This is a genomic window from Roseibium album, assembly GCF_965233825.1.
Classification (GTDB): Bacteria; Pseudomonadota; Alphaproteobacteria; order Rhizobiales; family Stappiaceae; genus Roseibium; species Roseibium album.
Window position 1 is genome coordinate 6657755 of record NZ_OZ247583.1, and the last position, 16003, is coordinate 6673757.

The following is a 16003-nucleotide window of genomic DNA, read 5'->3' on the forward strand; positions in this document are numbered from 1 at the left end:
CTTATTCACCTCCATTTTTCAGATGAGTTTGCGCCGCGAATGCGGCGACACCCACAATCCCGGCATGCTCCTGCAATTCGGAAATTAGGATTTCTGGTTTCTGGCCAGGCATTTGTTCGGCAAAGTGCCGCCTGACGCTGTCGACATATCCATCGGCCAATCCGACACCGCCGCCGATGACGATTATCGGCGGATCGATGGCAAACGAGATGTCCCTGCAAAGGCTCGCAACCCGGCTTGCGGACATTTCGACAATCCGGCGAGCCCATTCCTCACCCGTGCGTGCCTGTTCGAAGACCGATTTGGCGGTTTGCGGATTTTTGGATGCCTCGCTGCCCGCACGGGCGATCCAGGGCCCGGTCGCGGCATTTTCAAAGGGTTGAGGATTATTGTCGCCGGAAAGCAGATCTTGAGAAAAAAGCCCGAAATGACCGGCCAGTCCGCGATGACCTTGCAGCAATTTTCCACCGGCGACAATGCCCCCGCCCAGTCCGGTCGACACCGTCAGGTAGACAAGGTCCGACCCGGGTACGGAGCCGTAGATGTGTTCGCCCCAGGCTGCTGCCTGGGCGTCGTTGAGAATTTCGAATGGCACGCCGAATTTCGAAATCGCTGCTGCCAGGTCAAATTCACTCACGCGAAGCGTATCGTGATTGACACCTTTCCAGAGTCCGGCGTGAACCTGTCCGGTAACAGTGATCGCAGCTGCCCTGTAAGCGCCTGACCATTCCTGCGCAATCTCCAGAACAGATGCGACCCAGACATCGGGAGTGGACGAGCGTTCCGTCGGAATTTTCCTTGAAGCGATTATGTCCCTGCCCCGAACCAGCGCGACAAGTGTCTTGGTACCGCCGATATCGGCGGCCAGTACGGTCGGCTCCTGCGATTGAGGCGAGACCGTCATCGTTTCACACCTGCTTCATCCACCGCATCGCGAAACCATCTCGTCACCACTTCCAGCCGCGTGATCGCCGAGCCGACCACCACGGCGTCGGCTCCGGAGCGGATGGCCCTTGCTGCAAGGTCAGGTGTGTTGTAGCGGCCCTCGGCGATGACAAAGGTGCCAAGCCTGGAAAACTCTCCTACGAGCTCCAGGTCCGGCTCTTCAGGCGTTGTGCGTTCGGTGTAGCCGGACATGGTCGTGCCCAGGATATCCGCACCAAGTCTTTGCGCATTGACCCCGTCTTTTAGGTTCGAGCAGTCGGCCATGAACAGGCCACCGTGCTGCTTGGTAATCTCGATTGCAGAACCAATGGTTTCCGGGCGATCGCGATCGGTTGCATCGACCGCAACTATATCCGCTCCAGCAGAGATCAGATCGACGACATTCTGTGCGAAAGGAGTGATTTTAACCGCGCTGGTTTCAAGAGCCACCTTGACAATACCAATGATCGGGCACGCAACAGCTGCTCTGGCGGCCGCGACATTTGCAACGCCCTCCACCCTCACGCCGGCAGCTCCTCCAGCCACCGAGGCTTTCGCCATGGCTGCGATGATCGCTGGTGAATCCATGGGTCCGCCGACGACAGGCTGGCAGGAAACGATCAGATTGTTCTTCAGGTTTTCCAGCACAAATCACCCCCCAAAGCCGGAAGGAAATAATACCAGTTAAGGTCCAGTTGTCAACTGGTCATAACCTGTTCTAACGCTGAAGCTCGTTTGAGAAGTCAAAAGCCTCGGCGTTGTAACAGGTTAGCGTGTATTCAATGGGAATACCGGACGCAGTTTCACAGCAACGCTCGATGACAAGAGCCGGGGCGCCGACCTTTGTTTCCAGCAATTCTGCTTCCTCTTCGTCCATAATCTTGGCGGTTATTTTCTGAAACCCGCGCTGAGGAGACATTCCAAGCGCATCCAGCGTCGCGTAAAGGGACGGACCGATGGCATCTGGGGATTTGACGACCGAATGGGGAATGGCGGCTCGCTCGAGCGCGATGGGACGGTCATTTGCCAGCCTGACCCGGTGCAGGCGAATGACCCGGTCCCCGGGGCCCAGCTTGAGCCTTGTGCGTTCCGCCTCATTGGCCTCAACACTTTCCGCGCTCAAAAGTCTGGCGCCAGGGGTCATGCCGCGGGATCGAATGTCTTCGGAAAACCCAACCAGATTTGAAATCTGTTTCCTTACCTTTTCGGAGACACTGGTCCTTGCGCCGTGGCGACGCACCAGTTGCCCGTCGCTAACCAGTTCATCGATGGCATTGCGAACGGTGATGCGGGAGATATCGAGCAGGTCAGCCAGTTTCCGCTCTCCCGGAAGGGTTGATCCGGGCAGCAGGATATCCTCCTCAATCGCAATTTTTATTGCATTGCAAAGACCTTCGTATTTCGATGTCGAAGCTGAACTCGATGCGAATTGCGATCTGATGAAGTCAATGACTTGATCGTTGTGTGTGTTCATGACCTGGTAATTCCACTTTGGCCGAAGCTAATTAGCACCGATCGTTTTCAGCGGCAATTCGCGGTTGTCATGTACGACCTTTCAGGATCCTTCAACCGGCTATTGCTGCCCGGCCAGTCAGGATTGTCTAATGTGAACACATGGCTGTTGACGTGGCGTGTCTCCATGCCCTTCTTTTTCCCGGTTGAAAGGAGTTCCGCACCTGAGCTCCAGAACGTCGTCGGGCCGTCAGTGTGTCGAACTGCCTGCAATTGTCGCAAGGACAGACAACACACTGACGGCCCGGCTGATCCGGGATTCGTGACCCTTAAAAGTGAGCCGATCGGGTAGCTGCCGGTTTTTGCAGCGGCGGAGCGAACTTGGTCAGATCGATCCCCTCAACGGCAGTCTTGTACTCTTCAACCGTCGGTGTTCTGCCAAGAATGGCCGACAGGACAACGACCGGCGTTGAGGCCAGCAGGGATTCGCCCTTCTTGTCGCTTGCATCTTCAACGACACGTCCCTTGAACAGGCGTGTAGAAGTCGCCAGAACGGTGTCGCCTTTTGCTGCCTTTTCCTGATTGCCCATGCACAGGTTGCATCCCGGGCGTTCAAGATAAAGAACGTTCTCATATTCAGTCCGGGCAACGTGTTTGGGCGACGAATCATCGAATTCGAAGCCGGAATATTTCTGCAGAACGGCCCAATCGCCCTCGTCCTTCAGCTCATCGATGATGTTGTAAGTTGGTGCTGCCACGACCAACGGCGCCTTGAATTCGACGCTGCCATGGCTGCTTTCCAGATTGCGGAGCATTTGCGCGACGATTTTCACGTCGCCCTTGTGAACCATGCAGGACCCGACGAAGCCCAGGTCGACCTTCTTTTCCGCCCTGTAGTAGGAAATCGGCCTGATCGTGTCGTGTGTGTACCGCTTGGAAACATCCGCGTTGTTGACGTCAGGGTCGGCGATCATCGGTTCATCGATCTGATCCAGGTCGACAACGACTTCGGCGAAATACCTGGCATTGGTGTCAGGAGCCAGCGCCGGTTTGTCCCCGGACCTGATTTCCGTAATCCGCTTGTCGGCGATGTCGATCAACCCTTGTAGCATCTGGTTGTCGTTGTCCATGCCCTTGTCGATCATGATCTGGATGCGGCTCTTGGCGATCTCGAGTGACTCGATAAGCACCTCGGGCTCTGAAATGCAGATGGACGCCTTGGCCTTCATTTCTGCCGTCCAGTCCGTGAAGGTAAACGCCTGATCTGCGAGCAGAGTTCCAATGTGGACTTCGATAATCCGGCCCTGGAAGACGTTGTCGCCGAACTGCTTCAGCATCTGCGCCTGTGTTGCATGGACCACGTCGCGGAAATCCATATGGTCTGCCATGCTGCCCTTGAAGGTCACTTTCACGGACTCAGGAACCGGCATTGTCGCCTCCCCTGTCGCCAGAGCGAGCGCAACGGTTCCCGAGTCGGCTCCGAATGCAACACCTTTGGACATCCGTGTGTGCGAATCGCCGCCGATGATGATGGCCCAGTCGTCGACCGTGATGTCATTCAGAACCTTGTGAATGACATCTGTCATGGAATGGTAGACGCCCTTCGGATCGCGCGCGGTGATCAGACCGAACCTGTGCATGAACGACATGAGTTTGGGAGTGTTGGCCTGCGCCTTCAGATCCCAGACCGATGCGGTGTGACAGCCGGACTGGTAGGCACCGTCAACCGTCGGAGACAGGACGGTGGCCGCCATCGCTTCGAGTTCCTGCGAGGTCATCAGACCGGTCGTGTCCTGCGATCCGACAATATTCACCTTCACCCGGACATCTGACCCGGCGTGCAGAACGGTACCTTCCTTCACTCCGACCGCGTTTTTGTTGAAGATCTTTTCAACCGCGGTGAGGCCCTGCCCTTCATGAGAAATTTCCTTTGAAGGTGCAAAAGCGGACTTCAGTTCGATCCCGAGCGTTTCACAGGCAACACTCTGCAGCTTCTTGCCGAAGACAATCGCATAGGAGCCCCCGGCCTTGATGAACTCGAGTTTCTGCGGCGTAAAGGAGGAAGACACTTCAACAAGCTCTTCGTCACCCGCTTCGTTGTAGAGTTTCTTGTCCTTTGTGTTGATGGTCAGAACGGTTCCCGTTTCGACGGAGTATTTCTGCTCAAGAACGGGATTGCCATCATTGTTCAGGATCGGATTGCCGTCCTCGTCCAGTTTCTTGACCCAGTTCTTCAGGTCAATCCCGATGCCCCCGGTCACACCTACAGTGGTGAGAAAGATGGGTGAAATCCCGTTGGTTCCGGCAACAATCGGAGCAAAATTCACAAATGGCACATAGGGGCTGGCCTGCTTGCCGGTCCACAAGGCAACATTGTTGACCCCGGACATCCGCGACGAGCCGACACCCATTGTGCCCTTCTCGGCGATCAGCATCACAACCTTGTCGGGATGTTGTTCCTGCAACGCGCGGATTTCGGCCTGCGCTTCGGGCGAGATCAGACACTTGCCATGTAGTTCCCGGTCTGAACGGGAGTGCGCCTGGTTTCCTGGAGACAGCAAATCAGTGGAAATATCGCCTTCTGCGGCGATGTAGGTCACAACCTTTATCTCTTCATCGATATCGGGAAGATTGGTGAAAAATTCGGCTTTTGCGTAACTTTCAAGAATGTCCCTGGCGATTTCGTTCCCGTCCGAATAGGCCGCCTTCAGCCGATCGGTATCCACCTCATACAAAAAGACCTGGGTCTTGAGGACCTCAGCTGCGTCTCTTGCGATTGAGGGATTGTCGCCAAGAGCCAGATCGAGAAGCACCTCGACCGAGGGACCGCCTTTCATGTGAGACAGCAGTTCAAAGGCAAAGCGTGGCGGAATTTCTTCCACGACCGAACTGCCGAGAACGATCTCTTTCAAGAACTTGGCCTTCTCGCCCGCGGCACTCGTTGTTCCAGGTAATGTATTGTAAATAAAGAACTTAAGGGAGTCTTCCCTGTGTTCGTTACCGAGATCCTTGATTTGCGATACGATCTCTTTTACCAGCGCGCCGTCTTCAATAGGCTTGGGATTCAAACCCTCGGTCTTTCGGGTATCGATCTCATTCAGATAGTCGGCATACAAACTCATGATTATCCCGGCGCGTTGATGGTAGTGGGAGCTTGAACACCGGTTCGCTGAATTTTCTGGCGCGCCGGAACAAGCTTGCTTGGGGCACTCATATTTCAGTATACAATGGTATGCAATATTTTTTTGGTGTCGCCATCCCGTGCAGGTTCCAATCGGGGTCAACACGCGCGGCCCGCGCTGAACACTCCACCCCGCACACTGGAAAAGAACCCAATCCAAACCAGGGCAACACCTCGCAAACATGATGTGCCAGGCTACTGTTCCCGACGGAAAGGCATCCGGCATGACTTGCAGGGTCTATGGCACAAACCCGTTTTCTCTTGTCCAGCCGGCACCACCAGACGATTGAACCGCCAGAGCCCCATACTGGTTTCCGTTTTCAAGACAGGAAGCAAGCTTTTCATTTGCCAGCCAGGCGGACAGGAAACCGCCATTGAACGCGTCCCCCGCCCCGGTTGCGTCAACCACTTCGACCTCTTGGGCTGCCACATGAATTCGGCTTTGCCCCTGGTAGGCAGCGGCACCCGCAGCACCCTGCTTTACAACAATGAGCGGACCACTTTCCGGCGTCAGGCCAGACGCCTCCAGCGCCTCGAATTCCTGCTGGTTGGGCAGGAACACATCAACGGTTCGGATCAGCTCGGAAATTCTCCGGCCCTGACGCAGCAAGGCGTCGTCCCAGCTGCAATCAAGCGAAACCGTCCATCCTGCCTGACGTGCAAGATCGAGTATCTCTGGTGTTTCGCAAAGGCTGCTCAGCTCCCCGATATGAAGGTGCTTTACAGACCGGCAGACCGGTGCGGACAAATCCGGACAAGGGAATGCGGCGCCCGATTTCTGGCTCAGGAACGACCGGTCGCCCTGCAACGCGATGGCAACCGTGATCTGTGGTGAGGCATCAACGCTGGCCGGCACACACAAGGACAGGTCCAGATCCATCGACCGGCCTTCCTGCAAGATCTGATCCTGGAAGGGAGCAGCAGGCAAAACACCGCATAAAGCAGTCCTTCGGCCCAGCGCCGAAAACGCCGACGCCGTGTTGAAAGCACCGCCACCTGCATGCAACGTCACGTTTTCGGCAAACACCTCCGATCCGAGACTGGGCATCCTGGAAACGCCGGAAAACACCAGATCACAGTAGATCCGTCCGACGCACAGGATTTGAGGCGAGGTGTCCGTGTTCGGCATCAGACCAGCGCGTCCCCGGTTTCAGTGTCGAAGAAATGAAGCGCCTCCGGGGTTGCCCCAAGCTTGACTTCATCGCCAACCTTAACCCCGCTCTTGCCGGGAACCTTGGCGACAATCTCGCCTTGCGGGCCACTGACGTAGATAAGAGTTTCCGATCCGAGCGGCTCCCGCACCACAACCTTCCCGGTCACGATCGGGTTTTGATCGTCAACCGACAGATCGTCCGGACGCACACCCAACAGCAGAGGCCGGCCGGTTTGTGTCTGCCGTCCCGGCTGCATTTTGATGCCACTTGAGAGCGAAATTTCATCGCCGGCTCCGGTGACCTTCAGCATGTTCATGGAGGGTGCGCCGATGAACTGCGCGACAAAGGTATTGGCTGGCGCGTGAAACACGTCTTCCGGCGTCCCGACCTGCTGAATATGGCCGTCTTTCATGATCACGATCCGGTCGGCAAGGGTCATTGCCTCGACCTGATCGTGGGTTACGAAGATGATCGTATTCCCGACCTGCTGGTGAAGTTTCTTGATTTCCAGACGCATCTGTGTGCGCAACTGTGCATCGAGATTGGACAGGGGTTCATCAAACAAGAACACCGCGGGATTGCGGACCATGGCCCGGCCGATCGCAACCCTTTGACGCTGCCCTCCGGAAAGTTGTGACGGCTTGCGTTCCAGGAGCTCGGACATATCGAGGATACGGGCAACTTCTTCGATCCTGGCTGCCTTTTCCGCCTTGCTCAATGGCGCGTTCCACAAGCCGAAGGCAATGTTCTTGCGAACGGACATGTGCGGATAAATGGCGTAGTTCTGGAACACCATGGCAATGTCGCGGTCCTTGGGCTCAAGGTCGTTGACCTTGCGGTCTCCGATCCAGATTTCGCCGGACGTGATTTCTTCCAGTCCGGCGATCATCCGGAGACTGGTGGATTTCCCGCATCCCGAGGGACCCACGAAAACGACGAATTCGCCGTCGTCGACATCGAGATCGATCCCGTGCAGAACCTCGACCTTGCCATAGGATTTGGTCAGCTTTTTCAAAGACAGTTTCGCCATTGCCTCAAATCCCCAGCAGGTCACCAAACGCCTGGTGAAGAGTCCGCCTGGCCTCCTCATGGCGTTTCTGCCGCATCGATTGTTGTTGTTCCAGGTCGGCCAGTTGTTCGCGATAGATCTGCAGCGCGCGGTCAAGTGCCTCCGGTGCCGGCCCTCCCGGTCTGCTGCGACACGAGATAAAGCCTTCGAGCGTGACAGCTTTCTGGAACGCTTCCCCGGTAATGGCAGGCATGCGTCCGGTCTCATTCCGGAACGCGCCCTGAAACGCCTGATATCCCTCCGACAAAGCCTGGCCGTCAGACAGAACGGACCTTGAGGTCGCGGCGGCAATCTCGTGTGCCTGCCTGAAACTCAAGTCTTCATCCCTGACAAGCGTGTCGGCCAATTCAGTGACGGTGACGCAGGCGGCATCCGCATTGGCTCGAACCCGTTGCGGGTCGATCTGGCATGAAGAGACAAACTCCGCCAGCAATCGCAGCATCCGTTCTCCCGACGCAAAGGCTTCATAGCCCGACCGTTGCACCTCGCCTTCGCTGTCATTCATGTCGGTGAATGGCGTGTTGTGCATTGTGTTGACGATTGTGTCGCAGCGCCCTGCGCTCAGGGAGGCCAGCAACCGCATGTGTTCAATCGGGACCGGATTGCGTTTTTGCGGCATGATCGAACTGATCTGCACAAACTTGTTCGGCACGTAAAGCTGGCCAACCTCGAACGATGACCAGAAGGCAAGATCCTGGATCAGACGACCGAGATGGATGAAGATCAGTTTCAGTGCCGAATAGAGACCGGTGACATAGTCTACCGAGGCAATGCAGCCATAGGAATTCAGGAGCGGTTCGGAAAACCCGAGTAGCGACGAAACACGCTCCCGGTCGATCGGAAATCCTGTTGTGGTAATCGCGGCGGCGCCCATGGGGCAATGATCGAGTTGTTCCGCTGCCAGGTTCAGACGCTCAAGGTCTCTCAGCAGCACTTCAAGGGCCGCGCACAGATAGTGCCCGAACGTGGTTGGCTGGGCGGGCTGGCCGTGCGTATAGGCGACAATGACGGTGTCCCGTTCCTGGCGTGCCTTCCCGATCAGCGCGTTTGCCAGGCCGGACACATCTTGCCAGAGCGATGCCAGACGGGATCTGAGCGCGAGCTTGAACAGCGTGTGATCCATGTCGTTGCGCGAACGCGCGGTGTGCAACATGCCGCCAAGATCGCCGAGCTTACCGCGCAACTGGGCTTCGACGAAAAAGAAATAGTCTTCGTGCTCACCGGTATAGGACAGGGCTTTTACGTCGGTATCCCTGTCGATTTCATGGAGGGCCTGCGCGATCTGCGGCCCCTGGACCGCACTCAATATGCCCGTTTCCGTCAGCATGATCAGATGGGCCTGATTGATCGCCTTCATGTGGCCGGCATAGTGCTCTTTTACGCCTTCGAACAACTCCGACAGGACGGTCTGCCGGTAAACCGGGTCGGGAAACTCGGTGGCGTCCTTGATGGGTCCGGTCATCCCTTGAGCCCCGCCATGACAACTCCGCGAATAATGAACCTTTGAAAGATCAGAAAGACCACGAGCGTAGGCAGCGTGGAAATCGCAGCACCTGTCATGATCAGCTCCCAGGCGACGTCCACTTCATCGCCAAATCCGGACAGCCCGACCGGCACGGTGTACATTTCAACCGAATTGGTCACGATCAGCGGCCAGAGGAAGGCAGTCCAGTTTCCGAGGAAAACGAAGATCGCAAGCGCTGCCAGGGCAGGCTTCACCAGCGGCATGGCGATTTTCCACCATATCTGAAACTCGTTCAGACCATCGATCCTTGCAGCTTCCAGGAAATCATCCGGGACGCTTTCAAAAAACTGCTTCATGAGAAACGTACCGAATGCGGTCATCAAACCCGGGAACATGATTCCCCAGTAACTGTCGAGCCAGCCGAACGACTGGCTCATCATGTACCACGGGATCACAAGCATTTCCGTCGGGATCATCAATGTCGACAGAATGGCGATGAACACGATGTACCGGCCCGGAAAGCGGAACTTGCAAAGCGTGTAGCCTACGAGACTGTCGAAAAACAGGTTCGACACCGTCGTGATCACCGCGATGATGATCGAATTGACAAACCAGAGATAAAACCGGCCGTCCTCGAGCACATAGGTGTAGTTCTCGATTGTCGGCTCTTCGGGAATGAGATTGACGTTGTAGATTTCGTGAGGCCATTTCAGCGACGTGGAAATCATGTAGGTGATCGGAGCGATCATGAGCAGGCCGCCCAGGAACAGCAGCAGCCAGCGCAGGATCTGGCCCAGATTTGCCGGCTTGCGCGAGCGGGCCGACAACACGGTTTCGGCCTTCACCGACGGCAGCTCGCTTGTGTCGGAGACAGCGGTCAAGAATTGTCCCCCTTCAGGATCCAAAGCTGCAACAGGCTGACCAGCAGCAGGATCAGAAACAGGACAACGGTCTGCGCGGCCGCGTATCCCATATCGAAGCTGCCGAACGCCGTTTCATAAATCATCAGCACCAGCGGCTTGGTCGCATTCAGCGGCCCTCCCGGATTGTTGGTTGTCATGTTGAAAACATGATCGAAGATGCGCAGAAAACCGATCGAAGAGAAAACCACGATGAAGACGATGGTCGGCTTGAGCAACGGCAATGTGATCCGTGTCAGAACTGTCCACCAGCCAACGCCGTCAATCTTTGCAGCTTCATAGTAGCTCCCCGGAATGGCGCGCAGTCCGGCCATGAAAATAATCACCTGAAAACCAAGTCCCGCCCAGACTGCGGGCGCAAGAACCGCAGGCAATGCATTTGTTGTCGAGTTCAGGAATGCGATCTGGGGTATTCCCGCTGAAGCCAGGAAATTGTTGAAGAGGCCGATTGGAACGGGTTGGTAGAACCACCGCCAGACCCAGGCCATGGCGACAGCAGAGGTCATGAACGGCAGAAAATAGAGCATCCGGAGAAAACCGTGCATGAACCTGGTTTTGTCCAGGTGATACGCAATGACGAAACTGATGACGAGCGAGACAGGTGTTCCAAGGATCAGGTAGGCGAAGGTATTTCTGAACACCTTCCAGAACACGGGATCGTTCCAGAGCTTCTGATAATTTGAAAGCCCCGTCCAAGTACGCTCACCGAGGAGATTCCAGTCCTGGAACGAAATCACAAACGCGGTTCCGGTCGGATAGAACCGGATCAGGCCGTAAAACAAGGTCGGAATGGCCAGGAACAGCCACGCCCAGACAATCTGCTTTTGCCTGATAGAGAGTCTTTTATAGGCAGACATTTGTACCGCGCCATTCCCGCCGGAGGAGTTGCCGCATGGCGGCAGCTCCCTCGCTTAAGCCGTCACTTCTTGTAGTATTCGTCGAGGACCTTCTGCTCCTCGGCGGCGGCCGCAGCCAGGCTCTCCGCAGGATCCTGTCCTTCGATATCGATACGGGCAACCATGTCCACCATGGCCTGACGCTGAGCGGACTCGTTGGCAAACTTGGTCGTGTTGGCGTATTCAAGCCCCTTGATGAAGGGACCGAATGTCGGATCATTCGCATTCTCTTCAATCAGGCCGACAGACGGTTTGGCAGGCAGTTCTCCGACCACGTCCAGCCACAGCTGCATTGCTTCATCGGACGTCAGGTACTGCAGGAACTTGACGGCTGCGTCATATTTTTCGCCCTCCGCCTTGGTCGTGATACCGTTGACCCAGTAGGAAGAGTAATTGGACTTGGTGCCGTCTGGTCCCGCGGGCAGTTCAGCAACGCCCCATTTCAGACCACGCACCTTGTTGAGCGATCCGATCCGGAATGAGCCGTCGATATGCATTCCGGCGCGCCCGCCCTTGAATGCGGCTTGCGGCTCGTCCATGAAGCCAGACTGTGTGACCTTGTGGTCCTTTTCCAGGCCCACATAAAAATTCAAGGCATCAAGACCTGCGTCTCCGGTGTAGTTCACGGTCTTGTAGTCGTCCGAATAAGGGTCGCCTCCGAACTGGCGCACCAGAACTTCACGCCACCAGTGATGGTCCTGGGCGGTCATGCCGGTGGTGATACCGACCTGGGTGAGGTTCCCTGCGCCGTCGACCTTGGCAAGCTTCTTCGCCGTTTCCACTAGTTCGTCGAGGGTGGCGGGCGGGTTTTCTATACCGGCTTCTTCGAACAGACGCGTGTTATAGAACAGGGCAAGCGAGCGAACCGCAGTGGGCAGCGCGTAGTAAGATCCATCGCGCTTCATCGCCTGGACCATCGGGAAGAATTCCGCGTCAATCACCGCCGGGTCGAAAGCGTCTTTCGGCAACGGCTGAATCAGGCCGGCCTCGATGTAATCATTCAGCCAGCCGTAGAAAAGCTGGACCACATCCGGACCTTCTCCCGCGGGGATCGCGGCTGCAACCTTCGTGCGATAATCCGCATAGGGGAAATGCGTCATCTTCACGGTAATGTCGGGATTGGCTGCCTCGAATTTTTCGATCAGCTGCTCCATGGCGTCGACCCGAGCGTCGAAGAAATACTGCCAGTATTCGATCTCGACAGCCATTGCGGAACTGCCGAAGAGGGTCGCCAGAGCGGTTAACCCACTCAACGCCATACGCTTCATGTATCTGGACATTGCTGATGCTCCCGTCTGGAATCGTGCACATTTGTATCTGGAAGAACGGTCTTTGCCGCCTGTTTCAAAATTGATTAAGTCAAATAAATTGAATTGTCAATTATCTTGAGTTAATAGAACAGTTATGAAGATCGACACTCAGATTCGAGGTTCAAATCCACTGCGCAGCCGGAACCGCAATCGGCAGGCGGTGCTGGGGAGCCTTCAGGCCGCAGGCACGATGGGTCGGGCGGAAATCGGACGTTCGTTGGGACTGACCACCCAGGCGGCATCCAATATCATCGCGGAGTTGCTTGCTGACGGTCTGATTGAAGAAAAGGGCGCCCGTGTCTCTGGACGCGGACTTCCTGCAGTGCAATACGGGTTGAATCCAAAAGGGGCTTACGCATTTGGCGTTGAAATTCGGCCCGATGCGATATTCACGGCGCTGCTTGATCTTTCCGGCACCCGAATCGCAACGGAACGTACCAACCTGAGGGACAATACTCCGGAAGCGGTCTCCACCCACGTGCTTCGGCTGCGTGATGCCATGCTTGCTTCTTCATCCGTTTCGATGAACGCGATTCTGGGAACGGGCATTGTCATGCCGGGACCGTTCGGCGATACCGGTTTGAGTGGACGCAGCTCCGACCTGCAGGGTTGGGAGAATGTCGATGCGTTGCCCTTGTTCAAGGAAACCCTGGGCGGTGTGGTCGAGCTGTCCAACGACGCAAATGCCGCAGCACTCTCGGAAAATCTGACGGGCCTCGCACAGGGCATAAGTTGCTATGCCTATATCTATTTCGGTCGCGGACTCGGTCTTGGAATTGTTCAGGATGGACGGCTCGTTTCAGGAGCTTTCGGCAATGCGGGCGAAGTCGGCCATATTCCCGTTCACGGACCTGGCGGGCCTGTCCCGCTGGAAAGCCTTTTGAGCCGCGATTCCATTCAGGCCTTCATCGGTTGCGATGAACCTCTGGACCTTGATCAGCTTTCCGAGCTTTTCAGCGCAAGGGATCCGCGCCTGATCGACTGGTTGGACCGGGCAGCCAAGGCCCTGGGACATGCGGTTCTGACCCTGGAAAATCTCCTCGACCCGCAAACCATTATCCTGGGTGGCGCGATGCCTCCCGAGCTTATCGATCATCTGATTTCGAGATGCCCGCTTCCGGCGGGTTCTGTTGCCAATCGCAATGACAATTTGTTGCCTCGGCTTCAACGCGGCGCTTGCGGCCGGCTCACCGCGACACTCGGAGCAGCTTCGTTGGTGCTTCACAGCGCCTTCACTCCGATAACCGTTTCATGAACCTCAGGACCAATCCATGCCATTGACCGATCTGCAGCGGATTGCCCGGCAAAAGGACAATCCATTCCTCACCCGTCTCTGGCGCGCGCTGGTCCCGTTGAAGTCCGTGGTTTCATTCATGAACACGGGTGCGCATCCGGATGACGAAACTTCGGAAATGCTGGCGTCTCTCGGTCTCGACCGCGGACTCGATCTCTCCTATGCCTGTTCGACGCGCGGGGAAGGCGGTCAGAACGTCATGGGCCGCGAGGCGGGAGCCCTGCTTGGAATTCTGCGCACCGCGGAGATGGAACAGGGCGCGGAAGCCCTCGGGCTCCGTCTCTATTGGTTGTCGGAAACCCCTGACGATCCGATTTTCGACTTCGGTTTTTCCAAGTCTGGCGTCGAGACGTTGCGGAACTGGGGGCACGAACGAACCTTGAAACGGTTCGTCGACATCCTGCGCGCCGAGAGACCTGACATCATCTGCCCGACGTTTCTCGACGTGCCCGGACAACACGGGCACCATCGCGCCATGACGCAGGCTGCCGAAGAGGCCATGGCGCTGGCAGCGGACGTTGGCTACAAACACAGCGATCTGCCGCCATGGCAAGTCGCCAAGATGTATCTGCCCGCCTGGTCAGGCGCAGGCCAGTCCTATGACGACGACCTGCCGCCGCCACCGGCGACCATCGAACTGTCCGGCCGGGGACGCGACCCTGCCACGGGCGCATCGTTCCTTCAGTTGGGCGAACAGAGCCGTGCGTTCCACAAAAGCCAGGGCATGGGACGGTGGGTCCCGCATGGCAGCGAGCATGATTGGCCGCTACATCTGAAGATCTGCAATGTCCCGGACGGTGCAGTTTCTTTGGAGGCAGGCCTTGCATCCACCCTTTCGGATTTGGACGGCGGCCCGGCGCTTGCCAACGCGCAATCCGAAATGGATGCGGCTCTTGCGGCCTTTCCGGATGCAACTGCAATCCTCAAGCACGCGAGTACCGCTCTTGCAGAACTGCGCCTCGGCGCAGCAACACTTGCTCCCGGACAAAGGCACAAGGTCGCGCGCAAGCAAGGCCAGCTCGCAAAACTGATCCGAATTGCTGCCCAGGTCGAGTGCCATGCGTGGCTCGGCAAGGACGTTCTCGGTCCAAACGATCAGGCAACGGTGCATACACAAATCGATCGGGGAAATGCGGAGAAACTTGATGTGTCGATAAACCTTCCCGAACATTGGGAAGGCGATCTGGCATCGACCCGAACCCTGGGAGCTCCCGTGAGCGATCCGTATCCGGCGCGACATCTCCCGGACGAACCTGAAGCACCATGCCTGAAAGTCGGAATTGTGACGCACGGGGTCTCTAGTGAAACCCTGGTTCCATTTGACATTGCGCCTTCTATCTTGCCGGAAAAAAGCGCGACCCTGTCCCCTGCCTCGACTGTGGTGAACGTGGCTGCGCAGCGGAATGAACTTCAAATCGGGTTGAGTGACTTGAGACCGGTCGGCACGAATGTCTCTCTTGATGTTCCGGACCGGTGGTCGGTTGTCAGGACGGATCAGGGTTTCGAGATTGCCGCTCCGGAATTCGTCGAGGCAGGACTCTTCAAGGCCAAATTGTTTCTGGACGCGAGACCGGGCCAAAGCGTTCAGCCCGTCACACGTGACGATCTTCCGTCCCGCGCCCTTTGCCTGCCGTCGGAAGTCTCCGTCAGGGTTGTCAACGCAGGTACGACGGCAGCCCGTATCGGCTATATAGGCGGCGGCAACGACAGGGTGGATGACTGGCTGAGGCGCTTGGGCCTGAATGTCGCCGGGATTACCGCCAGTGACCTTGAAAGCGAAACCGCGCTCGCACGTTTCGATACGATCGTCATCGGAATCTTTGCGATGAAGACACGAAGGGACCTGTTCGCGGCTTTGCCTCTGCTGCATCGCTGGATATTGGGCGGCGGCACGCTGGTGACCCTCTACCATCGGCCCTGGGACAACTGGCTTCCAGATACGACACCGCCGGCCCGTCTGGAAATCGGTCAGCCTTCGCTGCGCTGGCGGGTGACCGACCAGAACGCCGAAGTGAAAGTCCTGGAGCCCGACCACCCTCTTTTGAATACGCCCAATGTCATTGAAAAGGATGACTGGGCTGGCTGGCACAAGGAACGAGGGCTCTATTTTGCGAAAAGCTGGGATGCCGCCTACGTCCCCTTGCTGGAAATGGCCGATCCAGGAGAAGCACCTCACAGGGGCTCGCTTCTGGCGGCCGAAATCGGCAAAGGCCGGCATGTTCACTGTTCGCTCATCCTCCATCACCAGATGGAGAAACTTGTGCCCGGCGCTTTCCGGCTTATGGTGAACCTTGTCACCCCCCGAAGCCTGAAAACCTGACGATTGATCAACGTGGTT

At 56.8% G+C, this 16003-nt stretch carries 12 protein-coding genes; 2 read left to right on the forward strand and 10 right to left on the reverse strand.

Annotated elements, in window-relative coordinates; translation table 11 throughout:
* Position 1 precedes the first annotated feature (1 nt).
* The 10 genes from ACO6TI_RS30630 to ACO6TI_RS30675 form a co-directional block, all read right to left on the reverse strand.
* Positions 2-904: an ROK family protein gene (locus ACO6TI_RS30630; protein ID WP_422384005.1), complete on the reverse strand. Its 903-nt coding sequence runs from the start codon at positions 902-904 to the stop codon at positions 2-4.
* The gene (locus ACO6TI_RS30635; protein WP_196879692.1) at positions 901-1572 is read right to left on the reverse strand and encodes an N-acetylmannosamine-6-phosphate 2-epimerase; all 672 of its coding nucleotides are present in this window, start codon (positions 1570-1572) and stop codon (positions 901-903) included. The genes ACO6TI_RS30630 and ACO6TI_RS30635 overlap by 4 nt, the downstream gene beginning before the upstream one ends.
* Positions 1573-1642: 70 nt before the next feature.
* On the reverse strand, positions 1643-2398 hold the full coding sequence (locus tag ACO6TI_RS30640) for a GntR family transcriptional regulator (RefSeq protein WP_055113077.1): 756 nt from the start codon (positions 2396-2398) through the stop codon (positions 1643-1645).
* A 307-nt stretch (positions 2399-2705) separates the two neighbouring features.
* Entirely contained in the window at positions 2706-5498 is a 2793-nt protein-coding gene (locus ACO6TI_RS30645) for a bifunctional aconitate hydratase 2/2-methylisocitrate dehydratase (RefSeq protein ID WP_422384006.1), read from the reverse strand.
* A 297-nt stretch (positions 5499-5795) separates the two neighbouring features.
* Complete coding sequence (locus ACO6TI_RS30650; protein ID WP_422384007.1) at positions 5796-6686, reverse strand: carbohydrate kinase family protein; 891 nt, start codon at positions 6684-6686, stop codon at positions 5796-5798.
* Positions 6686-7741: an ABC transporter ATP-binding protein gene (locus tag ACO6TI_RS30655; protein WP_108874885.1), complete on the reverse strand. Its 1056-nt coding sequence runs from the start codon at positions 7739-7741 to the stop codon at positions 6686-6688. The genes ACO6TI_RS30650 and ACO6TI_RS30655 overlap by 1 nt, the downstream gene beginning before the upstream one ends.
* Positions 7742-7745: 4 nt before the next feature.
* Positions 7746-9242 (reverse strand): argininosuccinate lyase, encoded by a 1497-nt coding sequence (gene argH / locus ACO6TI_RS30660; RefSeq protein WP_422384008.1) that lies wholly within the window; start codon positions 9240-9242, stop codon positions 7746-7748.
* On the reverse strand, positions 9239-10090 hold the full coding sequence (locus tag ACO6TI_RS30665; RefSeq protein ID WP_196879705.1) for a carbohydrate ABC transporter permease: 852 nt from the start codon (positions 10088-10090) through the stop codon (positions 9239-9241). Before ACO6TI_RS30665 ends, argH begins: the two co-directional genes overlap by 4 nt.
* A gap of 32 nt (positions 10091-10122) precedes the next feature.
* Entirely contained in the window at positions 10123-11022 is a 900-nt protein-coding gene (locus ACO6TI_RS30670; RefSeq protein WP_422384009.1) for a carbohydrate ABC transporter permease, read from the reverse strand.
* A gap of 62 nt (positions 11023-11084) precedes the next feature.
* Positions 11085-12341, reverse strand: a complete 1257-nt coding sequence (locus ACO6TI_RS30675; protein WP_281929954.1) for an extracellular solute-binding protein — start codon at positions 12339-12341, stop codon at positions 11085-11087.
* A gap of 124 nt (positions 12342-12465) precedes the next feature.
* Between ACO6TI_RS30675 and ACO6TI_RS30680 the strand changes: the two genes are divergently transcribed.
* Positions 12466-13626 (forward strand): ROK family transcriptional regulator, encoded by a 1161-nt coding sequence (locus ACO6TI_RS30680; protein ID WP_104701071.1) that lies wholly within the window; start codon positions 12466-12468, stop codon positions 13624-13626.
* Positions 13627-13642: 16 nt separating this feature from the next.
* On the forward strand, positions 13643-15985 hold the full coding sequence (locus ACO6TI_RS30685; protein ID WP_422384010.1) for a PIG-L family deacetylase: 2343 nt from the start codon (positions 13643-13645) through the stop codon (positions 15983-15985).
* Positions 15986-16003: the final 18 nt, after the last annotated feature.

Coding starts and splice junctions, on each gene's coding strand:
- ACO6TI_RS30655 (WP_108874885.1), bottom strand. CDS start 7,741: ATGGCGAAACTGTCTTTGAAAAAGCTGACCAAATCCTATGGCAAGGTC.
- ACO6TI_RS30650 (WP_422384007.1), bottom strand. CDS start 6,686: ATGCCGAACACGGACACCTCGCCTCAAATCCTGTGCGTCGGACGGATC.
- ACO6TI_RS30680 (WP_104701071.1), top strand. CDS start 12,466: ATGAAGATCGACACTCAGATTCGAGGTTCAAATCCACTGCGCAGCCGG.
- ACO6TI_RS30645 (WP_422384006.1), bottom strand. CDS start 5,498: ATGAGTTTGTATGCCGACTATCTGAATGAGATCGATACCCGAAAGACC.
- ACO6TI_RS30675 (WP_281929954.1), bottom strand. CDS start 12,341: ATGTCCAGATACATGAAGCGTATGGCGTTGAGTGGGTTAACCGCTCTG.
- ACO6TI_RS30685 (WP_422384010.1), top strand. CDS start 13,643: ATGCCATTGACCGATCTGCAGCGGATTGCCCGGCAAAAGGACAATCCA.
- ACO6TI_RS30670 (WP_422384009.1), bottom strand. CDS start 11,022: ATGTCTGCCTATAAAAGACTCTCTATCAGGCAAAAGCAGATTGTCTGG.
- argH (WP_422384008.1), bottom strand. CDS start 9,242: ATGACCGGACCCATCAAGGACGCCACCGAGTTTCCCGACCCGGTTTAC.
- ACO6TI_RS30640 (WP_055113077.1), bottom strand. CDS start 2,398: ATGAACACACACAACGATCAAGTCATTGACTTCATCAGATCGCAATTC.
- ACO6TI_RS30630 (WP_422384005.1), bottom strand. CDS start 904: ATGACGGTCTCGCCTCAATCGCAGGAGCCGACCGTACTGGCCGCCGAT.